General features: G+C 28.7%; 25 protein-coding genes and 1 other annotated feature. All 25 genes read right to left on the bottom strand.

Annotated features, from left to right (window positions below; all coding sequences use genetic code 11):
- Positions 1-38 precede the first annotated feature (38 nt).
- On the bottom strand, positions 39-1,781 hold the full coding sequence (locus tag HUU89_RS02750; RefSeq protein WP_175300927.1) for a septation ring formation regulator EzrA: 1,743 nt from the start codon (positions 1,779-1,781) through the stop codon (positions 39-41).
- A 67-nt stretch (positions 1,782-1,848) separates the two neighbouring features.
- On the bottom strand, positions 1,849-2,682 hold the full coding sequence (locus HUU89_RS02755) for a DMT family transporter (protein WP_175300928.1): 834 nt from the start codon (positions 2,680-2,682) through the stop codon (positions 1,849-1,851).
- A gap of 40 nt (positions 2,683-2,722) precedes the next feature.
- Positions 2,723-3,631 carry a riboflavin biosynthesis protein RibF gene (gene ribF, locus HUU89_RS02760; protein ID WP_254697681.1) on the bottom strand — a complete coding sequence of 303 codons (909 nt, stop codon included), beginning with the start codon at positions 3,629-3,631 and terminating at the stop codon, positions 2,723-2,725.
- Positions 3,631-4,473: a tRNA pseudouridine(55) synthase TruB gene (truB, locus tag HUU89_RS02765; RefSeq protein WP_022001490.1), complete on the bottom strand. Its 843-nt coding sequence runs from the start codon at positions 4,471-4,473 to the stop codon at positions 3,631-3,633. The genes ribF and truB overlap by 1 nt, the downstream gene beginning before the upstream one ends.
- Before the next feature lie 64 nt (positions 4,474-4,537).
- On the bottom strand, positions 4,538-5,377 hold the full coding sequence (locus HUU89_RS02770; protein ID WP_032090119.1) for a metal ABC transporter permease: 840 nt from the start codon (positions 5,375-5,377) through the stop codon (positions 4,538-4,540).
- A complete protein-coding gene (locus HUU89_RS02775; protein WP_022001488.1) occupies positions 5,370-6,059 on the bottom strand; it encodes a metal ABC transporter ATP-binding protein in 690 nt (229 codons plus the stop codon). The genes HUU89_RS02770 and HUU89_RS02775 overlap by 8 nt, the downstream gene beginning before the upstream one ends.
- Positions 6,060-6,073: 14 nt before the next feature.
- On the bottom strand, positions 6,074-7,030 hold the full coding sequence (locus tag HUU89_RS02780) for a metal ABC transporter substrate-binding protein (protein WP_052010865.1): 957 nt from the start codon (positions 7,028-7,030) through the stop codon (positions 6,074-6,076).
- Positions 7,027-7,440 (bottom strand): Fur family transcriptional regulator, encoded by a 414-nt coding sequence (locus HUU89_RS02785; protein ID WP_147580228.1) that lies wholly within the window; start codon positions 7,438-7,440, stop codon positions 7,027-7,029. Before HUU89_RS02785 ends, HUU89_RS02780 begins: the two co-directional genes overlap by 4 nt.
- Positions 7,441-7,557: 117 nt before the next feature.
- Complete coding sequence (locus HUU89_RS02790) at positions 7,558-9,045, bottom strand: L,D-transpeptidase family protein (RefSeq protein WP_175300930.1); 1,488 nt, start codon at positions 9,043-9,045, stop codon at positions 7,558-7,560.
- Positions 9,046-9,124: 79 nt separating this feature from the next.
- Positions 9,125-10,060 carry a carbohydrate kinase family protein gene (locus HUU89_RS02795; RefSeq protein ID WP_032090122.1) on the bottom strand — a complete coding sequence of 312 codons (936 nt, stop codon included), beginning with the start codon at positions 10,058-10,060 and terminating at the stop codon, positions 9,125-9,127.
- A 76-nt stretch (positions 10,061-10,136) separates the two neighbouring features.
- Entirely contained in the window at positions 10,137-11,126 is a 990-nt protein-coding gene (locus HUU89_RS02800) for an aldo/keto reductase (protein WP_175300931.1), read from the bottom strand.
- An 8-nt stretch (positions 11,127-11,134) separates the two neighbouring features.
- The gene (locus HUU89_RS02805; protein WP_032090124.1) at positions 11,135-11,710 is read right to left on the bottom strand and encodes a histidine phosphatase family protein; all 576 of its coding nucleotides are present in this window, start codon (positions 11,708-11,710) and stop codon (positions 11,135-11,137) included.
- Positions 11,711-11,801: 91 nt separating this feature from the next.
- Positions 11,802-12,380, bottom strand: coding sequence for a TetR/AcrR family transcriptional regulator C-terminal domain-containing protein (locus HUU89_RS02810; RefSeq protein ID WP_147580225.1), 579 nt, complete (start codon positions 12,378-12,380; stop codon positions 11,802-11,804).
- 50 nt (positions 12,381-12,430) lie between these two features.
- On the bottom strand, positions 12,431-13,762 hold the full coding sequence (locus HUU89_RS02815; RefSeq protein ID WP_175300932.1) for an MATE family efflux transporter: 1,332 nt from the start codon (positions 13,760-13,762) through the stop codon (positions 12,431-12,433).
- Between the two features lie 83 nt (positions 13,763-13,845).
- On the bottom strand, positions 13,846-14,379 hold the full coding sequence (locus HUU89_RS02820; protein ID WP_175300933.1) for a 2'-5' RNA ligase family protein: 534 nt from the start codon (positions 14,377-14,379) through the stop codon (positions 13,846-13,848).
- Complete coding sequence (locus tag HUU89_RS02825) at positions 14,369-15,226, bottom strand: YitT family protein (RefSeq protein WP_032090127.1); 858 nt, start codon at positions 15,224-15,226, stop codon at positions 14,369-14,371. The genes HUU89_RS02820 and HUU89_RS02825 overlap by 11 nt, the downstream gene beginning before the upstream one ends.
- Before the next feature lie 99 nt (positions 15,227-15,325).
- A complete protein-coding gene (locus tag HUU89_RS02830) occupies positions 15,326-15,583 on the bottom strand; it encodes a DUF1294 domain-containing protein (RefSeq protein ID WP_254697682.1) in 258 nt (85 codons plus the stop codon).
- Positions 15,583-15,858: a helix-turn-helix transcriptional regulator gene (locus HUU89_RS02835; protein ID WP_052010867.1), complete on the bottom strand. Its 276-nt coding sequence runs from the start codon at positions 15,856-15,858 to the stop codon at positions 15,583-15,585. Before HUU89_RS02835 ends, HUU89_RS02830 begins: the two co-directional genes overlap by 1 nt.
- Before the next feature lie 12 nt (positions 15,859-15,870).
- On the bottom strand, positions 15,871-16,668 hold the full coding sequence (locus HUU89_RS02840; protein ID WP_032090129.1) for a YihY/virulence factor BrkB family protein: 798 nt from the start codon (positions 16,666-16,668) through the stop codon (positions 15,871-15,873).
- Between the two features lie 62 nt (positions 16,669-16,730).
- Positions 16,731-17,963 carry a tyrosine--tRNA ligase gene (tyrS, locus tag HUU89_RS02845; protein WP_175300934.1) on the bottom strand — a complete coding sequence of 411 codons (1,233 nt, stop codon included), beginning with the start codon at positions 17,961-17,963 and terminating at the stop codon, positions 16,731-16,733.
- Between the two features lie 31 nt (positions 17,964-17,994).
- Positions 17,995-18,192 (bottom strand) — a binding site (T-box leader).
- A gap of 62 nt (positions 18,193-18,254) precedes the next feature.
- Complete coding sequence (locus HUU89_RS02850; RefSeq protein WP_032090131.1) at positions 18,255-19,259, bottom strand: LacI family DNA-binding transcriptional regulator; 1,005 nt, start codon at positions 19,257-19,259, stop codon at positions 18,255-18,257.
- Positions 19,259-19,735, bottom strand: coding sequence for a YtxH domain-containing protein (locus tag HUU89_RS02855; protein WP_032090132.1), 477 nt, complete (start codon positions 19,733-19,735; stop codon positions 19,259-19,261). Before HUU89_RS02855 ends, HUU89_RS02850 begins: the two co-directional genes overlap by 1 nt.
- A 14-nt stretch (positions 19,736-19,749) precedes the next feature.
- Positions 19,750-20,037, bottom strand: a complete 288-nt coding sequence (locus HUU89_RS02860; RefSeq protein WP_032090133.1) for a DUF948 domain-containing protein — start codon at positions 20,035-20,037, stop codon at positions 19,750-19,752.
- A gap of 47 nt (positions 20,038-20,084) precedes the next feature.
- Positions 20,085-21,395: a UDP-N-acetylmuramate--L-alanine ligase gene (locus tag HUU89_RS02865; protein WP_032090134.1), complete on the bottom strand. Its 1,311-nt coding sequence runs from the start codon at positions 21,393-21,395 to the stop codon at positions 20,085-20,087.
- Between the two features lie 110 nt (positions 21,396-21,505).
- Positions 21,506-21,841: a type II toxin-antitoxin system PemK/MazF family toxin gene (locus HUU89_RS02870; RefSeq protein WP_022001469.1), complete on the bottom strand. Its 336-nt coding sequence runs from the start codon at positions 21,839-21,841 to the stop codon at positions 21,506-21,508.
- Between the last annotated feature and the right edge of the window lie 72 nt (positions 21,842-21,913).

Genomic DNA, 21,913 nt, shown 5'->3' on the forward strand with positions numbered 1-21,913 from the left:
TCAATTTTCGATAACATATGACCCTCATGAAAAAAGTCCTATTCAGCCTTAGGACTTTTTTTATTAACCAACATTTCATAAGAATCCGGTTTTATTTTTTCAATAATATCAACAGCTGTTGATAATGCTTTAGTATATTCCCCATTTCTATAAAGTAATTCCGCTTTTGTAAGCTCTGTATTAACTTCTAAAAATGAAGAACGATATCTATTTCCAAAAACAATTGCATCCTCTACCATTTCAGCAGTAACAATCAAATTATGCACATTATCATACAATTTATAAATAACATCTCTTGCAGCATCTACTTGAAGTGATAAACTCTTTAAATCAATTGGTCTTTTTCTAATAAAATTTAAGATGGAATCTGCTTTTTGATAAGAGTCATCAATATAATCTTGATAAGATTCACTAATCATTGGTAAATGTTTATTTCTAATTTCAGATTTAATTTCTAATAAAACAATATTAATATTGTCTAACTCATCCAAAGCTCTCTTTTCTTGAATACGTAATGTTTCTGCTAATTCAATATGTTTAATCAAAGAATCATTATATGGTTTACTTTGTTCAACAATTCTTGAAAAATCATCAATCATTTCTATATAAGAAAAATCCTTAGTTTCAATAATCTTTGTAATTTCCGCTAAATCATCAACAATTGATTGAAATTGATTATAATCATCTTCTATTGTAATCGTATAATCATCTAAAATATAGTTTTTTTCTAACTCATGAATACTTTCTTTAGCCTCTAAAAGTCCACTTTCTATCTTATTAACGAATTTATAACATTCATTTCGTTTTTCTTCGTAGAGTGCATATGCATTCTTTTCTTTTTCAAAATCAGAATACAATAGATTTAGCTCATCCGTCATGACTTCTATATTTTGTCCAACGTTTTCCAATTTTAAATTCTTTATATTTTTTTCTGTCTCGTGTAAATCATTATCAATCTTAGAAATACGGATCGTAGCATTCATTCTTTCAACAGAAAAATCTTTTACTTGCATATCTTGCATAATTGACTTTAGTTCATTTAAGCGTTTTGGTAAATATTGACGAACAACAGAAATATATGTAGGTAAATCACTTAACTGTTGATCTAAAGCATCGATATATTTTGAAATATCTTCTGTATATGTCTTAGCTTCTTCAAATTGTTGATTATTCATATAATTTTCTAATTCAACAAAGCGTTCATCAATATCATGAAATACATCTTGTACTTTAGGAACGTAGTCCTCAACTTTAAAACGAATCTGTGCATAGTTATCATTTGTAGCACGATATTTTTCTTTAACTTTGATAATTTCTAATCTTTGAATATTTTCAATTTCTGTAATAACTTCTATATCTTTTAAAAGTTGTTTTGATTCCTTTGCATAATGAATCACTTTTTCCTCTAAAGAGTTCATCTTTTTTTGAACACCTCGTAATTTTCGATAATAAAGTGCTTCATCAATATCATTAACAAGCGGAATGATTTCATCATTTTGAAGATCTGTTAATTCAGCAAATTTTGCATCATAAGTTTCATATTTTTCTTGCAATTCTGGCATATTTTTAGCAATTCCTTTTACCCTTCCTAGTCGATATTGAATAGGTAAGGATTTAATTGCATTCATTTTATTTTCTAAATCAACAATTTCATTACGATAATGTTTTAATTTTAACAAGCGATATGTCAAAATAACCAATATCAAAACTAAAATACTTACCGAAATAATAATAATTGTTTTCATTCCTAATACATTTATAATTTCATTCAAATATTTCATGTTAACAACCTCTTTTAATCACATTTCTACATATAAGTATATCATGAAGTCATATACTTGTCTAAATCTAATTTTCTTTCTTTGAGATAAAATAAAACGAAGCTGTAAAAATCACTATAAATCCAATTAAAACAAAAAAATCAAATTTTTCTTTTAATAAAATCAAAGAGAAAAAATAGGTAAAAGCAGGACTAAATGCCATAAAAAAACTTGTTTTTAAAGGACCTATTGAATGAATTGATAAAAAATAAACACATTGAATATAGGCATATCCAATTCCAGAAGTTAAAATAAATAACCATAAAGAAAAAGTGTTTACTGTTTTAAATAAATCATTCTTTTGAAACAACAAAATAACAATAAATTCAAAAAAAGCTATTAATAACATATATAAGTTATAAATGAATGGATTATGTGTAATATCTTTTAATCGATAATTACCAAAATTGTAAATAAACAATGCCGTTATTAAAAAAAAGATTCCCTTTCCTATATTAAAAAGTCGAAAATGAATAGCTATTAAAAATCCTAAAAAACTTACCATAAATGAGATCAGAATTTTCCAATTCCATTTGCACAAAGAAACAGATACAATAAACATCATAACTGGTGCTAAACAATTAATCGTTGCTGTCATCGTCCCTTCTACATATTGCATACCATAATATGTCAACAAAAAATTAATAACATTAATTAAATTTGTTTGCACTATTAATTTTTTTATAGATACTTTTTCAAAAGAAATTTTTTTATAATAAATATAAAACAGCAACGCTAATACAGAAAAAAGTATCTTTAGCATTGCTAAAAAAAGAGGATGAAAAGAATCATAATTTAATTTTGTAACAATCACATTTAATCCCCATATTAAATTTGCTAGAAATAAATGAATATAAAGCAATTTTCTTCACCTCTTATATTTTAGACAAAAGAAAAACATATTAATCCAGAAATTGATCAATATGTTTTTTATCTTTTTGTAATTGTTCTTTTAAATGATTTAAAGATTTAAATTTCTTTTCATCTCTTACCCTAAACACAAAATCTACATCCACATCTTCACCATAAATATCTTGATCAAAATCAAAAATATTGACTTCTAAAGATAAGTTATCAATAAGCCCTACTGTAGGATTATAACCAATATTAGCCATTCCTTTATATTGCTTTCCTTTAATAGTTATATAGACCCCATAAACACCTTTTTTTAAAACAACATAGTGTCCATAATCAATATTGGCCGTAGGAAAACCAATCTTTCTTCCATTTTGCAAACCATAAATAACCTGTCCAGAGACACGATAAAATCGTGTCAATAAATGATTTGCTTTTTCAATATTTCCTTCATTTAACAACTTTTTTATGTACGATGAAGATACTTTTAATGCATCCTCACTGTACTCTTCTATGACAGTTACATCAAATGATTTATTTTCTTGTAAAACATGTACATCGCCCATTCCTTTTTTTCCAAAATGAAAATCAAAACCACATACAACATGTTTTATTTGATGATTTATAATATAATTTTGTAAAAAAGTATTGGGTTTTAAATTTGCAACAGTTTGATCAAAATCAATAATATAAAAATAGTCAAATTGCCATTGTTTTAAAATATTTATTTTTTCAGATAATGACATCAAATAATGATAATCATTATTTTCTAAAATTTGTTTAGGATGTACAGAAAATGTCATTATTGCTTTTTTTAGTCCCTTTTCTTTAGCAATATGTTCAACCTCTTTTAAAAGTTGTTGATGTCCTAAATGAACACCATCAAAAAAGCCTAGTGCACAAACAGAATCATGAACTTGCATGGGAGTATCAACTGACAAATGAATGATTTCCATCACCATAGACCTCTAACATTTTTCAAATAGCCTTGTCCCGTACTTTCATAAATGGCTAATAAATGATTCTGATTATCATAAATCGCTACTTGACCAGTCAAATCACTTTTAATTTGTTTACCATGATAAACTGGCGTTGGATCATCTAATTTTAATTGAGGAAAACCACACAAAGCGTCATCTATTGAATGTAAAGAATAATCATCATTTTCTAACTGTTCTAAAGTAATACAATCAGTAATTAAAAAGCGCCCTGCCTGTCTTCTTTCTAGATGAGACATATGTCCTGGATACCCTAGTTTTTTAGCAATATCAACACATAAAGAACGAATATAGGTTCCTTTAGAACATTTAACATCGAAAACAATCTCATTATTTGAAAAATCAATTAATTCAATCATCATAATCTCTATATCACGTTCTTTAATTTCTACTTCTTCACCATTTCTTGCATACTCATAAAGCTTTTTACCATTTACTTTAATTGCTGAATAAATTGGCGGTTTTTGCTTAGATTTTCCTAAAAATGAATTTAAAACATCAATAACTTGTGCTTTTGATATTTGTCCAACTTCTTTTTCTTCTAATATTTTTCCACTGGCATCATATGTATCTGTACTTTTCCCTAGCGATAAAGTTGCCCTGTATACTTTTGTATCGCTCATCAAAAATTGAATTGCTTTTGTTGCTTTATTGACACATACAACAAGTACACCCGTTGCATCAGGATCTAATGTTCCACAATGTCCTACTTTTTTTGTATGTAATTTTTTTCTTACTATTCCTACAATATCATGGCTTGTATAGCCTGCAGGTTTATTTATTAATAATATTCCATCCATTTATAATCACCTCGTATATTTTAACAAAATCCTTTCTTTTTGAAAAGAAAGGATTTTCAATCACTTATTTAAATATTGAAATTATCCAATTAATAATAAAGATCATAATATTAATAAAAACAACAGTTGCTCCAACAGGAGTTGAAAACAATATTGATAATATAATTCCTACAAATGCTCCAATAACTGATAAAATCGCAGAATAAATAACGACTCCTTTAAAACTATTCATTATTTTCATTGCTGACAAAGCTGGAAAAATAAGTAAAGCTGTAATTAATAATGAACCTACTAAATTCATCGCAAGAACAATAATTACGGCTGTTAAAACAGCAATAATCAAATTATATAATTCTACTTTTTTGCCCGTTGCCTTCATAAATTCTTCATCAAAAGTAACTGCAAAGATTCGATTATAAAATAAAACATAAAACAACACAACAAGCAATGACATAACAATACAAACGACTACTTCAAAATGTGTCAAAGTTAAAATTGTTGTTGACCCAAAAAGCGTTGAACAAACATCTCCAGAAACATTAGCTGAAGTTGAAAAAATGTTCATTACTAAATAACCGATAGCTAAAGCCCCTACAGATAGCATAGCAATAGCCGAATCTCCTTTTATTTTAGTATTTTGCCCCGTCCTTAAAAGAAAAATAGCTGCAATAACTGTAACAATCATGATAAATAAAGTTTGTGATGTAAACTGTAAAACCGTCGCCACAGCCATTGCCCCAAAGGCAACATGTGAAAGACCATCCCCAATAAATGAAAAACGTTTTAAAACAAGTGTTACTCCTAATAATGAAGAACATAAAGCAATTAAAACTCCAACAATTAAAGCATACTGTACAAAAGGATAAGAAAAATAATATTGTAATGTTGCAATAAAATTAGTCATTATAAATCTCCTTTCCATACCTTTCAATAAACATTTCTTTTTCCATAAAAATGGGGACTTTTTTCTTTAAATATAAAACATGTGTTGCATATTTTAATACAGATAAGTCATGAGAAACCATGACAATAGTCATTCCTTGTTCATTTAATGATTTTAATAAGCCATAAAATTCTTGTGTAACCTGAGGATCCAAACCAGTTACTGGTTCATCTAATAATATAATTTTATCTGAAGCACATAAAGCTCTTGCTAATAAAACACGTTGTTGTTGTCCACCAGATAACTGGCGATAACTTTTATTTTGTAAATGCGTAATTCCCAATTTTTCCATTTCTTGTTTTGCATGTTTTTTTTCTTTTTTTGTATAAAAAGGGCGATATTTTAATTGTGACAACATACCTGATAAAACAACTTCATAGACAGTTGCTGGAAAATCTTTTTGAACAACTGTTTGTTGAGGAAGATACCCTATTTCTGATTTTTTTAAATTTTCAGAAAATAAAATCTTACCTGCTTTTTTTTCTTTTAAATCTAAAATTGTCTTGATCAAGGTACTTTTCCCTGCCCCATTTTCTCCTATAATACATAAATAGTCATTTTTATTAATTTCAAAATTTATATTTGAACAAACAATTTCACTATCATATCCCAATGATAAATCTTCTACCTTTATATATGACATAATATCTCCTTATTCTATAATGCCTTTTTAAGCACTTTTAAATTATATTTCATTGCCTTTAAATAACTATAACCATCCTTGATTTTCTGATCATCAACTGACTGTAAAGAATCTAAATACATGATTTTTTGATTTTTCTTTTTTGTATTATCTTTAACTGTTTGTGCAATTTTTAAATTTGTTTGATCAATAACAAAAATACTTTTTAAATCCAATTGATCTATTTTATTTGCTAGAAAAGTAATCGTATAAAAACTTGCTTCGACATCTGCAGAACATCCAGGAAAAGCTGCATAATAATTAAGATCATAATCATCCAGTAAATATCTAAATGGAAAACGATCTGCAAAAAGTAATGTTTTAGTAGTGGCATTTTCTACCACTTGTTCATATTGATGATTTAAATCATCAATATCATTTAAATAGCGTATCGTATTTTCTTCATATGTTTTTTTGTGGACATCATCTAATTTTTGTACTTCATTTGATAGATAGCGAACCACTTCATGTGCATTAATAAGTGAAAGCCAAACATGTTCATCATATTCACTTTCATCTTCATTTTCGTCGTGATCTTCTTTCATTCCTTCCACATGTTCTTCTTCCTTGATTCTCTCTTTTAAAACATCCATCATATCAACAACTAACATATTTTTATTTTTTGCTTCTTTTAACGCATCACTTACCCATTGTTCGGATTCTCCACCAACATATACAAATAAGTCAGCAGATGATACCTTTGCTAAATCTTGAATTGTTGGCTGATAACTATGTAAATCAGCTCCATCTTTAATAAGTAAAGTAAGTTCAAATGTTGAATTATTCTCCCCAATAATTTCTTGTAACCAATTATATTGGGCATACGTTGTGCAAACAATACTTTTTTTATCTGTTTCTTTATCTAAAGGTAAACATCCCATCAGCAAAAAACAGCATAATAACATAAATGTGTATTTTAATAATTTGTTCATTTTAACTCCTTTTTCATCATACATGTTTTGCATAAACCACCAATAGTAGAAATATCACAGTCTAAAAAGAATTTATAATCTTTTTCTAGCATTGCGATGATAGAATCCATCGATTCTTTTTTTATATGAATAATTTTTCCACATTCTTTACATTGTAAATGAAGATGTTCATGACATTGACTAAACTGTTGATTGAGACGATACATCCAAACATCATTATTCCCCGATTTATATTTAATTAATTGTCCTGCTTCAACAAACTGTTCTAAATTCCTATAAACAGTTGAGATATTTACTTTCATTTCATTTGCTACGATATAATCGTAAACATCATGTGCTCGAAAGCATTTATCACAACACGTTTTCAAGTAATTTTCAATCAATTGAAAAGTTTTCGTTTTATAACGCATATTACCACCTCTAATTTGCAATTCATTTGCATTTTACTAGATTCTAGCATTCCTCTTTTATTATGTCAATAAATATGCAATTCATTTGCAAATTAAAAAACCATCTTTCGATGGTTTCTAATCATGTATAAATACCATGTCTCTCATAGAAACAAGATTGTAAATATTTTTAACATCTTCTAATTGTAAATTAACACATCCATGAGAACCTCTTGTTTTATATAATTCAGGCGACCATTTATCCCAATCACTTCGATTCATATAATGATATCCTGTTCCAGTCCATGTAATACGAACCCAATATTTAGTTGGTGTTGTATAATCCGCACCTGTTAAAGTATATTCGAGTTTTTTATCTTTTATATACCAGCATCCTGTTTTAGTAGAACGTGTTGCATCACTTGGAAGTCCTGTTACACATTTTGCACTATAAACAACTTGTCCATTTTGGAAAACATAAACCATTTGCTCTGAAATATCTACTTCACTATATGTTTGAGTATTATAATCTTCTGTTGGATTTTCAAAGTTCATTTTGTAAGCTTTATTTTTATAAATAGGTTCTAACTTCTTAAGTAATTTTTTCTTGTTTGTATTACTTTTATTTTTTACATATGCATCTACATCACTTTGCGTATTATTTTCTGTCAACGCTTTATAAACTTGATCAACAGTTTGACTATAATCAATTTGCCATCCATAATCTCCACCAGATACTTCTAATACTTCACCAGTATGTGACTTGAATTTTCTTGTTTTTCCTACTGTTTTGTATTTCAAACAGAATTTTTCAACCCATTGTGCCATTTTTTCTTGATCAATTGAAACAGAAGCATCATCACCAATAACTATCCAATCTTTAATTTCTTTAGGGGAAATTGTTTCATAGTGTTTTTCACCCATATCAAAACGAACCCAACGACATAAGTAATTATTATACTGGCTTAACTCATTTAGTACCTCTTTATCAGTTTGTACATATTTTGGTTTTAAATAAACATTTGCCTTATCTAAATTGACTTTTGTCTTTAATTGTTGAATAGACTTTTCAACATAACTATAAAACTTATCTTGATCTAATTGATTTCCTTGTTTTTCTTTAATAATTTTACCACTTTTAGCAGCCTTATCATATTCCACATGTGCATCTACTGGTGCTGTAATTGTATAATTATCTCCTGTTATTAAAAATGATTGAGAAAGATTATTTTTAAAGGCCTCTTTATTATAAGAAACATCAAAATTTACATCAAAATCTTCACCTGAAATTATTTTATAAAACGAAAATAATCCATGTGTCTTTTTAAAGCAATCTTCTACTTGTTTTTCATAATTAGCATTCAAATCAATATCCGTGCCTCTTAATTCATATTTTGCATTATTTCTACCTTTAATAACAAGAACATGATTTTTCAAATCCGTTTGAACAGCATTTTTAGCTTCTGACAAAGTCATATTTGAAACATCTATTCCACCTATTGAGGTATTTGGATAAAATTTATCATTATACAAAATAATAATGATAAAAAGAAGCATGATAATGGCGATAAGGAGACTCAAACATATTTTAGCTTGTTTTGTTATTTTTATTTTCTTTAAATCCATAAAATTCACCTACTTGCACATATTCTATAACTTTATTTATAGACTGTCAAAAAAAATATCCTAATCCTTTAGGATATTTTTAACAATCAGATACATCCATATCCAATCCCAATTCACGTGGTAAAAAACGTGGACATACATTTTCTGATGATGTAATAACAGAAGCTGCTAATTTTGTTCCAATTTCAACTGCATCAGAAAGATCTTTTCTATAAGTAAGTCCTATTGTTAACCCTGCACAAAAAGCATCACCAGCACCTGTTGTATCTCTAACAGTTACTTTTTTAGCAGGACAGATTCCTTTATTTCCTAAATGATCGGCATAAATACTTCCTTTGCTTCCCATTGTAACAACCATTGATTTAATAGCTCCTGCAGAAACTTTTTGATAAATGATTTCACATAAATCTTTTGGACTTTTTTTACTATAATTTTCAGCAAAGAAAATACCTGCCTCTAATTCATTGCATACCAAACAATCAAATTGTTGTAATAAGTCTCTTCTATCAACTGCAAGTGTCATATTCGAAATAACACCAAATACTTTTTTGTTATATTTTTTTGAATAATCTAAAACAGTTTTTATAATTTCAGGATCAATATCAGCTTCTAAAACAATTGAATCACAATCTTTGAATATTTCATCGCCCTTTTCATTAATTAAATCCAAAATTGGCATTAAATTTGGACGTTGAGAAATAGAACCTGCCAAATCACCATCATTATCAAATACAGCTAGCCATGTTCCCATTCCCTCAGGAATTTTTTGAACATATTCTGTATTAACTTTATGTCTTTGTAATTTACGAATAACATCTTCTCCCAAAGCACTATCATCAACAATTGATAAAAATGTTGGACGTAATTCAATGTTTGCTATATCTTCTACCACATTTCTACTTACACCACCATGAATATATTTAATATGTCCTGCATTTCTTCCAGTTGGAATATATGCATCTAGTGGAAATCCTTTAATATCTACAAAAACTGCACCAATTACTACAATACCCATATTATCTACTCTCTTTCTTGTTCATCTTTTATAATATAACAAAAAATAAAAAACAAGAAAAGAATCTTTCTTGTTTTTATTGATTATTTTCTTTCATGACACCCACTAATGGATGTGGTTTATAACATTCTTCTAAATATTTCATTTCCTCAACTGTTAATTTTAAATCACAAGCCTTACAAGCTGTATCAATATGACTTAATTTAGTTGCACCAACAACGGGTGAAGTTACTTTAGACATCAACCAAGCTAAAGAAATTTCTGACATTGAACAATTTCTTTTTTTGGCAAGTTCTTCAACTCTTTGAATGATAACAAGATCTTCTTTTTCACTTTCATCATATTTTCCTTTAGCATAGGCATCTTCTTTTAATCTTTTAGATGTTTCTCCTGGATGTCTAGAAAGTCTTCCAGAAGCAAGTGAACTGTATGGTGTCATCGAAACCCCCATTAAATCACAATAAGGTTTCATTTCTCTTTCTTCTTCTCTAAAAATAAGATTGTAATGTCCTTGAATTGATTGGAAAGTTGCCCATCCATTGTTTTTGGCAATTTCATTAGCCCGAGCAATTTGCCAAGCAAAACAGTTAGAAACACCAATGGCTCTTACTTTTTTTGATTTAACAAGATCATTTAAGATTTCCATTGTTTCTTTAATGGGTGTTACATTGTCCCATCGATGAAGAATATAAAGATCTACATAATCCATTTGTAACCTTTTTAGACTATTATTTAAACATGTTTCAATATGTTCTCGGGCACTGACTCCTTGGTCAATTTGTACTTGGCTACGTGGCATAAATTTAGTCGCAATAACAACATCTTCTCTTTTTGAATATTCTTTAATTGCACGTCCTAAATATTCTTCTGATGTTCCACCTTGATAACCCATTGCTGTATCAAAAAAGTTGATTCCTTGATCAAGGGCATGTTTAATGATTTTTTTGGATTCTTCATAAGGAAGTGTCCAAGAATGCATTCCTGCTTGTGGATTACCAAAGCCCATACATCCTAAACATACTTTTGAAACTTTAATATCTGTATTGCCTAAATTAACGTATTCCATATTTCCTCCTAGATTTGATGTCTAATTACATCTTTTAATGTAAATGTTCCATTATCGAATTCATAAATAAAAATACAACAGTTTCCAAATCCTTTTTTTAATTCTTCCATAGGATCTTGGAAAGCTCTTAAAAAGTTAAAACAAGCCCCACTGTGACTCACGGCTAAAACACTATGATGGTCTTCTTTATTCATAATTTCTGTTAAAGTTTTTACCATACGGTCTCTTGTCGTATTAGAGGATTCTCCTTTATATTGTAAATAGAATGTTTCACAATCTTTAGGTGTTAAATGAGAATTTAATCTTTCACTTTCTCCTTCTAACTCTCCATAATAGTTTTCTTTTAAACCTTTAGTACGTACATAAGGCATATCTGTCACAAGTTCTAATGTATCACAACATCTTTCACTTGTACTTGAATAAGCATGATCAAAAGTAATATCGTGATCTTTAAACCATTTTCCCGCAACTTTCGCTTGTTTGATTCCTAATTCTGTAAGTGGCGAATCACACCATCCTTGAATCTTATGTTGTAAATTAAATAAGGTTTGTCCATGTCTCATTAAATAAAGTGTCTTTTTCATACATTTCCCTTCTTTCACTCTTATTGTAATACGCTAAAAAAAAAGAGTAATTTATAATTAAATTACTCTGTCAACAAATTGACAAAAAAGACTATTTGTCAATTTTATAAGGATTTGTTGTACAATCACTTCCTTGAAATAAATCATCCATTCCAAGTCCTCGCATTTGGGTAATCATTTTTGCCATTTCTTCTACAGGGACTTTCATATCCGATAAAATCCATGACAAAGTCATTGCACTTGAAGCATTCGCATGATATATCGTTGCAAATTTTAAGGCGTCTGGCATTAGTTTTTCACCATAAAGTTGTTGATGCCATTTTAAATCAAATTCCTCACAATGTTTAGGAATGTATTCCTTTAAACAATTTTGTCCATCCATTAAGCAAGCCTGTTTTAAAAAGGTTTGATATTGTTTCATATGTTCAAAAGATTCGATAAGTGACTCATAGAAATCAAGATTTGTATTTTGTCCATTAAAATGATTGATAATTTTATGATTGTAAATATATTGAATTAAATCATTTTTATCTAGGAAATGATTATAAAATGTTTGTCTACTAACTCCTGTTGTTTCCAAGAGATCTTTAACTGTTACTTGAGATAAGTCTTTTTTGTGGCATAAGTCTAACAAACCATTTGCAAGTATTTCTTTAATATCAATTGCCATAAAAATACTCCTTTCTTAGCTTGAAAACATTATACCATAAAATCCTGTTTTTAAATAACTTCAAATTTTGTCCAAGCATTTGATTTATAACGATAATAGAAAATAATTGCTCGAATTGTCCAATCTCCACACATCGCAAGGGCAATACCAATAACACCTAAATGAAGTCCTAAAGCAAGAATAATAGATAAGACAAGTCTTCCACCAACAGTTGAAGCAATAGAAACAATCATCGTAAATTTGACATCTCCAGTTGCTCTTAATCCTTGAGATAAAGGTCCAGAAAGCGGGAAAACTACCGTATTGGCAATATTATGAATAATAACAAGAATAATAATCAAATGTTTTGTTTCATCTGCAAGATTATAAAATTGTAGGATAAATGGTGTAATTGCTAAAACAAGCACATTCCATACAATCGAAAAAACAAGCGACCATTTAATAAGTTTTGAAAAATAGCATTTTGCTTGATCTACATCTTTTGCACCCATGCATTGTCCAATAACGGTAATAAAGACTGGTCCCATTGCTGAACCCACAAGTGCCGCTAATGACCAAATACTTTGTGCAACCCCATTAGCTGCAATTTGATAGGTTCCAAACATCGCCACAATTGAACTTAAAGCCACTTTAACAAGTTGGAAAATTCCATTTTCGACCCCATTAGGAATTGCTATATTTAAAATACGTTTGAGCATCTTTCCATCAAATCTAAAAATATCTTTTGAATCATAGTAAGCTTCCAATTTTTTATTAAAACATAAAACTGTGATAATGATTGCTGAAAAAACACGTGAAATAAGTGAAGGATACGCAACCCCTGCAACTCCTGCTTTTAAAACATAAACACCGATAATATTTCCCACAACATTGATAATATTTGCAGCAAATGAAATATACATTGTTACTTTGGTTTTGGCCATTGAACGATATAAAGCGGCTCCTGCATTATAAATAGCAAGTGCTGGATAAGAATATGCTGAAATACGTAAATAAGTTACACACGCCTTCATAACATCTGATTCAACTTTACCAAATAGTAATCCTAAAAGTTGTTTATTAAAAATCAATACAAGAATTGATAAAACAATTGAAAAAACAATGGAAAACATCAATAACTGACTTGATGATAAAACCGTTCTTTTTTCATCTTTATTACCAATATATTGACTGACAATGATTGCTCCTCCTGAAGCAAGTGCTGTAAATAAATAGATAAAAATTGTATTAAATTGGTTAACTAGTGATACTCCCGAAACAGCCGCTTCCCCACAGCTACTTACAACAAAAGTATCAACAATTCCAACAAGCATAACCAGTAATTGTTCAAAAAACAAAGTAATGATCATACTTCTTAATTCTTTATTTGAAAACATTTTCATCTCTCCCCCTTGTCTTCATTATAAAAAAAGAAACATTTTATGTAAAATGCTTCTTTTTTAGCTTCTATCATGCCTTGCAAGCATTATAGATTCCATATCTTTATTTCCTGATACGGATTTGTCTTTACTAATGCAACCTGTATGACTTTCCCATAAAAAGGTTCAAAATAATGATTCAATATCTTAAACGCTTGATTGGTTTGTTGTTCATTTAACTTTCTACTTATAGAAACATGAGGTACAAAGTGGTACGGTAAATAACGATTTTTTGGTGAAATAGATACATATTCATCAAAAGTTTGATAGATTTTTAAAATTAGTTGATTTAAAAATTCATTATATACAGGTAATAAATAAAGCGTCGATTTTTGAAAACAACCTAACGAAACAAAATAGAGCTCTTGACTACTTTCTTTTTCAAAAAGCTGATTTGCCTGTTCAATAAATTTCTTTTCCTCTATTTCTTTATAAGTCGCAATTGTTAGATGAAAAGGAATATGATGATTTTCTAAATAATTTTGATGTAGTTCTTTTTCGACTTTTTTATTTAAAAAAGAAAACTTTTGATTTGTTTTTTCATCAAAATACAAAGCTAAATGAAACATCTTATTTTTCAATATATTCCTTTTCCAAGTTAAAGCCTCTACCTTGAACTTCATGAACATTTGAAATAATCATAAACGCATCTTCATCAATAGATTTTACAAGTCTTTCAACTTGAACAAGTTCTCTTGTCGAAATAACATTAATTAAAACTTCTGTATTTTCTAATAAATAGCCTGTTTGACCATGAAGCATTGTTACTCCACGATCGACATTCGTTAAAATAGCCTTTCTAATTTCTTCATATTTTGAAGAAATGATTTTAACTTCGATTTTTTGAGCACCCATTACTAAAATCTTATCAATAACCATTGTATAAATAAAAATTAACACGATTCCATAAAGACATTGTCTAACATCAGAAAAACCAAATTGCGCTAACACAATTAATGTATCAAAAACATACATTGAAATAGAAACAGGAATTTTAAATAATTTATTTAAAATAAGGGGTGGAATATCCATACCTCCTGTTGAAGCCCCTGCTTTAATAACAATAGCAATAGCAACCCCAACTAAAACACCCGCAAAAAGTGTATTAATTAAAATATCATCGGTTAAATAAAAACCTTGAAAAGAAAGTTCAAACACGCCTAGAATAAATGGATAATAAAATGTTGAAATAAGTGTTTGTAAAGCAAATTTCTTTCCCAAAATAAGCGCTCCAATAATAAAGACAATAAAATTAAAAATAAAAGTAAATAATGAAATTGGTAAATGAAAATAATGATTTAAAAACAAAGAAATACCTGTTGTCCCACCACTTAATAAATGTCCTGGAACAATAAATAAAATAACCGCAAGTGCAAGTAACGTATTTCCAAGTAATATACTAAGAATATCTTTTTTATTTGTTTTCATAAATTCCTCCATAAAAAAAACACACTGTTTTTTCCCTAACAATGTGGATCAAAGCATTCGCTTAATACGTTTGTATTATAGCATATACAAAATTCTTGTCTAGAATTTTGTATAAAAATAAAAACAATAAATCAAGATTTGTATAAATAAAATCAACGGTATACCTATATAAAATTTCATATGTTTCGTTTTATGATGAAAACAATACATACCTAAATAGCTTCCTAAACTTCCACCTATCAAAGCCACAAAAAGCAAAGTATTTTCAGAAATACGATATTTTTGTTTTTTTGCTTTTGCTTTATCAAGACCCATTATCAAAAAGCCTAATACATTTATTATTACTAAATAAATCATTAACAATCTCCTAATGAATACTGACATATTGTTTCTTTGATTACATAATAATTCATTTGTGTAACAACTAAATCATCTAGCGTACAATGAAACAAATAACTTAAAGCACATAAATGTTCTAAATTAGGTAATGACTTTCCTTTTAGCCATTTATAAACACTTTGTTTACAAGAAAGTCCTAGATAAGTCTGAATATCTTGAACACAATAGCCACCTTGATTCATATATTTTTGTATTTGTTTGCCTGTTTTTTCTAAATTGATATAAGGATACATTACTTTTCTCCTTTATAATTTTTTTATTAATCTTCGAATATGACATTCAAAAATAACATACATACCAAAATAAATAGCTTCTGAACATACAGCAATCGAAAACATCAACATAACCAACGCCGCTAACGGACCATAAACGTTGCTATAATCAACAATGGAAAAATAAATAGATAAAATACCTATAATCAATTCAATCAATAATGTTGCAACGACTGTTCCTTTAATTGTATCTAAAAAATCTACATTTTGATCAGGAATGATTTTATATAATAAAAATAAAATAACAAAAATAATGATAAATAAGAATAAAACTCTTGTTATAAAATTATGTTGATCAATAAAGATAATCTTAAAAAACGGAAAAATAATCAATAAAGAAATCACTGCAAGTATTAAAATAAAGATAAGAATGGTTTTTAAAAAAGTAATTCCTTGATCAATGAAAAATGGATATTCTTTATCATTAGGAAACATATTTTTAGAAATACGATGTAACTGATAAAAACCTCTACTTACAACAAAGATAGACGCTATTAAAGTGGTTATAGTTGTTATTGATAAAGAACGTGGTTCTATCAGTTGAATAACCATTTTTGTCACATCCGGTCTTAAATAATATGATAAAATTTCTTGTGCTGTTTTAATATCTAAAGGAAAAAACGGTGTAAAAAAAGCCAATAATGTACATATTGGGATAATTGAAAGTATCATATAATAAGCAAAAGACAAAGCAGATGCAGGTGGTACTTTATAGCGGTAATCTAAATAATATCCATATATAAAATTAAAAATACTTCTTAATTTTTCCATAGCCGTCCCTCCTTATTAGATAGTATACCATATTCTTTATGAAAAAAAGCTCCTAAGAGCTTTTATCCATTATATTTTAATACAAAATAATTTTTCTTTCCTCGACGAATAACTGTTTTGCTTTGTCCAAAAGCATCTTCTTTTTTAACAGTAAATTCTAAATCTTTAATACGTTCACCATTGATTAAAACAGATCCCCCATTAACAAATTCTCTCGCTTCTCTTTTACTTTTAGCAGCTCCAACTAAAATTAAAGCGTCTAAAATATTCATTTCATTTTCTTCAGTTTCAACTGTTGGTACACCTTCAAAAGCAACATCAACTTGTTCTAAAGTTAAATTTTGAATTTGACCAGAGAATAATGTTTGTGAAACTTGAACTGCTTCTTCATAAGCTCCTTCACCATGTAAGAATGTAATAACTTCTCTAGCTAAAGCTTTATGTGCTTCTCTTAAATGAGGTTGTGTTTTATTTTTTTCTTCTAATTCCATAATTTCTTCTGGTGTTAAGAAAGTTAAGAATTTTAAGTAATCAATAACTTTATCATCTTCTGAATTAATAAAGAATTGATACATTTCATAAGGAGAAGTTTTTTTTCGATCTAACCAAATCGCTTTACCATTTGTTTTACCAAATTTTGTTCCATCACTTTTAGTTAAAAGTGGCATTGTAAAACCATAGGCTTCTTTTCCAGTTTTCTTTCTAATTAATTCAATACCAGCAGTAATATTTCCCCATTGGTCTTGCCCAGCAACTTGTAATTGACAATTTTTATTTTCATGTAACCAGTAGAAATCCATTGCTTGCATGATCATATAAGAAAATTCAGTATAAGTAATACCTAAATCTAATCTTCTTTTTACAATGTCTTTATTCAACATATAATTGACATTGAAATATTTACCATAATCTCTTAAAAAGTCAATAAAGTTTAAATCTTTTGACCAATCATAGTTATTAACCACTTCAAAACCAAAAATCTTTTGAGCTTGTGCTTTTAAACAGTCAAAGTTATGTTGAACTTGTTCCTTTGTAATCATTGGTCTTTCTGTATCAGGTTTAGGATCACCAATTAATCCTGTTGCTCCTCCAACTAATAAAATTGGATTATGCCCGGCATCTTTTAATCTTTTACTAATTAAAAATGATGAAAAGTGCCCAATGTGCAAACTATCTCCTGTTGGATCAGTTCCAATATAGAAAGTTAATCCTCCATTATTTAATTTTTCTTCAATTTCTGGAGAACTGACATCTTTAATTAATCCTCTCCAAACTAATTCATCATAAATCTTCATAATTTCCTCCTTGAAATAAAAAACTCATTCCCATAGGAACGAGTTGATCGCGGTACCATCCTAAATTCATGTCAAAGACATACACTCAAGTAGATAACGGCTTGCACCGTCTAAGCTTTGCACTTAGAAGCTCCAGAGTGTATTCATATTACCTCTTGGCTTGTTTCCACCAACCACAAGCTCTCTATAACAATTAAGTAATATTACTTGTCTCCTTCATTGCTGTAAATACATCATATTAAATTTCATATTCAAAGTCAAGTGAATATAAAAATAAACCACTTTCGTGGTTTATTGAATAGTTGATTTACGATAAATATTTGTATAGCCTACGCACACTTCTTTTGTTTCTAATTCTTCTTGATTTAAAATTTTAGTAAGTAAACGTACAGCCAACGCACCCATATCATAAATTGGAAGATGAATCGTTGATAGTGATGGTCTACAAATAAGCGAGTAGCTTGTATCCATCATAGCCATAACTTCCATATCATCTGGAATGCTTATGTTATTATCGATTGCTGCATTAACAACTGCAACCCCTTCTTTATCATAACTTGCAAAAACTAAATCATGTTTATGATTTCTAAAATGTTCAACAAATTGTGTATAGCTTTCTTCATAGTGAGTAGAAGTATTAATAACCTGTGTTGACTCATCAAATGGTAATTGATGATCTTGATAAGCTTTTTTCATTCCTTCAATCAAATCAACTGTACGAATAAGATTTTGTTGAGGACTTACAAAAATAATATCATTTTTACCTTTTTCTAAATAATTATTAACAATATCATATGTAATCTTTTGTGCATCAACATAAACAGAACCTATCGATTCATCGCTTACTTGCATTCCAATAACAACTGCCGGAATACTATGTTTTTTAACAAGTTCAATTTGTTGATCAATATTATCGTTATTAAATAATATAACTCCATCGGCTCTTGTGCGAATGACTTTTTCCATAACGTCGTCCATTGGACCATTTCCAATATCATCTGTTGTATAAATCGTAATATTGTAATCCAATGTTCTACCAGCATCACCAATACCACCAATCATATCTTTTACATGAGCAAATAATGATTGTGGGAAGATAATTGCAATAGTTGTAGTTTTGTTTGTCGCAAGACCTCGAGCAATTTGATTAGGTTTGAAGTTTAGTTCATCAATAACCTTCATTACCTTTTCTTTAGTTTTTTCACGAACAACTGATGACCCATTAATAACACGAGATACAGTTGCAAGAGAAACGCCTGCTTCTCTTGCAACATCATAAATCGTTGCTTTTTTCATTAGTCTTTTAAATCATCGATAATGACATTTAAATCATCTTCAATGTCATTAATTTCATCTTCTAAATCAGAAAAATCATCAAATTCTTGTTCGCTCATTTTTTCTTTAACTTCATTAATTTTATCATTCACTTGGACAATAACATTATCAACTTGATCTTTTAACTTAGAATATTGGTCGCTATCTTGTAATTTTGTTACAACATCATTAAATTTATCTTTTAATTCATTTAATTTTGCTAAAGAACTATCTTTAAAGTCATCAACATCAAATTCATCAACTGTTTTTTTAATACTATCAATTGTTTCACTAATTAATTTTTGATAGTCTTCAACCGTCATTTCTTTAGCACTATCAAGAGTTTCTTTTCCTTTACCTTTTAATTCTTCTCTTAACTCGCTTCCTTTTTTTGGTGCCAATAACATCCCAGCAAGAGCACCAATTCCTAAAGTTGTTAAAAATCTTCCTAATTTCATATTATCTCACCTTTCTATTTTTTCTTAATAAAGCTCATCATCATTTTCAATGGATTAAACTTTGGTCTTTGAGGATCAAAGAACTTTGCAACTGTTTCTACAGGCGCATTTAATAAGTCTAATTTGTAATTGACATCATCTAAGATTTTATCAACTCTTTTCAATGTATCTTGTGCCATTTCAACAGTATCCCCTGTTTGTTTAATTGCTGTTGATGTGCGAATAAACAGCACCCCTAAAGCAACTAAACAAAATGCACCTGCTAAAATTAAAACACAGTAACAAATGTCCATTGTTGTCATAAACATCCCTCTACTTTCATTAATAATTTTACCATAATTTACTCTTTTTATATAGATTTTTTGGCTTCAATCAACATTTCTTCAAATTTATAAATATCTTTACTACTCATAAATAAGAATACACAGTTATCATATTGCATTAATTCTTTAACACCTGCTTCATCTTCAGTAATGACTTTAGCACGTGCACTATTTTTTGAAATATCATAGATATCAATATCAATACCGTCTTCATGTTTTGCATTTTCTGGGAATGGACAGAAATATGGGTAATCCGCTTTATCCATTTCTTGAGCAAATTCTTTAGCAAAACGCGCTCCCCTTGAAAAACGATCTGGTTGGAAAATGGCAACGATTTTCTTACCAGGATATCTCACTCTTGTTGCTTCAATAACATATCTGATTGCAGTTGGATGATGTGCATAATCGTCAACAAAAACATTGTTTCCTTGAGTTTTTACAGTATAACGACGTTTTGTTCCTTTGAATGTTTGAAGTTTACTTAAAATATAGTCATAAGACATATCTTCTAAATAACCAAGAGTAATAATAGCTAATGAATTATATAACATATGCATTCCAAATAATGGTATGTTAAAATGTCCAAATAATTCTTGATGAATATAAACATCAAATGATAATCCTTGTGGTGTTTCTAAAACATTAACAGCGCGAACATCATTATTTTCACCTAAACCAAATCTTAAAACGTGTTTTTCAAAATGAATTTTCTTAATGTTAGGGTCATCTCCCCAAACAATAACTGTTTTCTTAACTTGCTTAGCAAATTGTTCAAAAGATTGAATATATCTTTCAAGATTTCCAAAATAATCAACATGGTCTAATTCAATGTTATTAATAATGGCATAATCTGGATGATAATGTAAGAAATGATCTTGGAATTCACACGTTTCTGAAATAAAATATTTACTTCCTACTTGTCCATGTCCAGTTCCATCACCAATTAAAACAGATGTTTTATCAAAATCTTCAAATAAATGGTAAGCCATACCTGTTGTTGTTGTTTTTCCATGTGTTCCTGCAACAGCAATAGAAACATAATGTTCCATAAAATCAGCTAAGAAATCATAATATCTTGTACACTTTACATTTGGATTTTCTAAAGCTGCTTTGACTTCTTCATTAGATTCATCAAAAGCATTACCAATAATTACGTGATAACCATCCTTTATATTATCTTTATTGAATGAATAAATTGGAATATTTCTTTTTCTCAATTCATCTTCAATAAATATATATTTATCAATATCACTTCCAGCAACTTCGTTCCCTAATTCATATAAAATTGTTGCTAGTGGAGCCATTCCTGACCCTTTAATTCCTATAAAATAATACATACTTGTCACCTCGCTAACTATTCTATCACAAATTGATTTCTTTTTCTTTGTTAAGTGTATATTTTTTAAAAAAAACGAGCAAAGCCCGTTTTGAAACATTCTATGTAAGTTTAAACCCCCAAACTAATACGAATACATTTATTAATACGTTCCATTTCTAATGGCGTTAATTCCCCTATTTTTCTAATCAACCGTGATTTATCAATGGTCCTCATTTGTTCAAGCAAGGCAATTGAATTTTCTTTTAAATCATCTCTTGATTTAATAAATGTATGGGTAGGAATATTTTTCTTTTTAGATGATGTCAAAGGTGAAATAATAATAGTTGTACTAAATCGATTCCCACTATCATTTTGAATAACAACAACAGGTCGAATTCCAGATTGTTCACTTCCTACACCTACACTCAAATCAGCATAAAACAAATCTCCTCTTTTTACTTCCATATAATTCATCCTTTCTTTTGATATTATTATATAATTTCTTGTTGACAAAATTTGTCTATTTAAAGAGGCTTT

The organism is Faecalibacillus sp. H12, from assembly GCF_013361255.1.
In the GTDB taxonomy this organism is placed as follows: domain Bacteria; phylum Bacillota_I; class Bacilli_A; order Erysipelotrichales; family Coprobacillaceae; genus Faecalibacillus; species Faecalibacillus intestinalis.

What these genes read in the sequence shown, in the direction of transcription:
- HUU89_RS02865 (WP_032090134.1), bottom strand. Translation starts at nt 21,395, where the DNA reads ATGTATTATTTTATAGGAATTAAAGGGTCAGGAATGGCTCCACTAGCA.
- HUU89_RS02805 (WP_032090124.1), bottom strand. Translation starts at nt 11,710, where the DNA reads ATGAAAAAGACACTTTATTTAATGAGACATGGACAAACCTTATTTAAT.
- HUU89_RS02795 (WP_032090122.1), bottom strand. Translation starts at nt 10,060, where the DNA reads ATGGGTATTGTAGTAATTGGTGCAGTTTTTGTAGATATTAAAGGATTT.
- HUU89_RS02855 (WP_032090132.1), bottom strand. Translation starts at nt 19,735, where the DNA reads ATGAAATTAGGAAGATTTTTAACAACTTTAGGAATTGGTGCTCTTGCT.
- HUU89_RS02815 (WP_175300932.1), bottom strand. Translation starts at nt 13,762, where the DNA reads ATGAAAATGTTTTCAAATAAAGAATTAAGAAGTATGATCATTACTTTG.
- HUU89_RS02840 (WP_032090129.1), bottom strand. Translation starts at nt 16,668, where the DNA reads ATGGAAAAATTAAGAAGTATTTTTAATTTTATATATGGATATTATTTA.
- HUU89_RS02850 (WP_032090131.1), bottom strand. Translation starts at nt 19,259, where the DNA reads ATGAAAAAAGCAACGATTTATGATGTTGCAAGAGAAGCAGGCGTTTCT.
- HUU89_RS02830 (WP_254697682.1), bottom strand. Translation starts at nt 15,583, where the DNA reads ATGATTTATTTAGTAATAATAAATGTATTAGGCTTTTTGATAATGGGT.
- HUU89_RS02770 (WP_032090119.1), bottom strand. Translation starts at nt 5,377, where the DNA reads ATGACTAATTTTATTGCAACATTACAATATTATTTTTCTTATCCTTTT.
- HUU89_RS02835 (WP_052010867.1), bottom strand. Translation starts at nt 15,858, where the DNA reads ATGTATCCTTATATCAATTTAGAAAAAACAGGCAAACAAATACAAAAA.
- HUU89_RS02780 (WP_052010865.1), bottom strand. Translation starts at nt 7,030, where the DNA reads ATGAACAAATTATTAAAATACACATTTATGTTATTATGCTGTTTTTTG.
- HUU89_RS02810 (WP_147580225.1), bottom strand. Translation starts at nt 12,380, where the DNA reads ATGGCAATTGATATTAAAGAAATACTTGCAAATGGTTTGTTAGACTTA.
- HUU89_RS02750 (WP_175300927.1), bottom strand. Translation starts at nt 1,781, where the DNA reads ATGAAATATTTGAATGAAATTATAAATGTATTAGGAATGAAAACAATT.
- HUU89_RS02870 (WP_022001469.1), bottom strand. Translation starts at nt 21,841, where the DNA reads ATGGAAGTAAAAAGAGGAGATTTGTTTTATGCTGATTTGAGTGTAGGT.
- HUU89_RS02860 (WP_032090133.1), bottom strand. Translation starts at nt 20,037, where the DNA reads ATGACAACAATGGACATTTGTTACTGTGTTTTAATTTTAGCAGGTGCA.
- HUU89_RS02790 (WP_175300930.1), bottom strand. Translation starts at nt 9,045, where the DNA reads ATGGATTTAAAGAAAATAAAAATAACAAAACAAGCTAAAATATGTTTG.
- HUU89_RS02800 (WP_175300931.1), bottom strand. Translation starts at nt 11,126, where the DNA reads ATGGAATACGTTAATTTAGGCAATACAGATATTAAAGTTTCAAAAGTA.
- tyrS (WP_175300934.1), bottom strand. Translation starts at nt 17,963, where the DNA reads ATGAAGATTTATGATGAATTAGTTTGGAGAGGATTAATTAAAGATGTC.
- HUU89_RS02785 (WP_147580228.1), bottom strand. Translation starts at nt 7,440, where the DNA reads ATGCGTTATAAAACGAAAACTTTTCAATTGATTGAAAATTACTTGAAA.
- ribF (WP_254697681.1), bottom strand. Translation starts at nt 3,631, where the DNA reads ATGGAAATCATTCATTTGTCAGTTGATACTCCCATGCAAGTTCATGAT.
- HUU89_RS02775 (WP_022001488.1), bottom strand. Translation starts at nt 6,059, where the DNA reads ATGTCATATATAAAGGTAGAAGATTTATCATTGGGATATGATAGTGAA.
- HUU89_RS02825 (WP_032090127.1), bottom strand. Translation starts at nt 15,226, where the DNA reads ATGAAAACAAATAAAAAAGATATTCTTAGTATATTACTTGGAAATACG.
- truB (WP_022001490.1), bottom strand. Translation starts at nt 4,473, where the DNA reads ATGGATGGAATATTATTAATAAATAAACCTGCAGGCTATACAAGCCAT.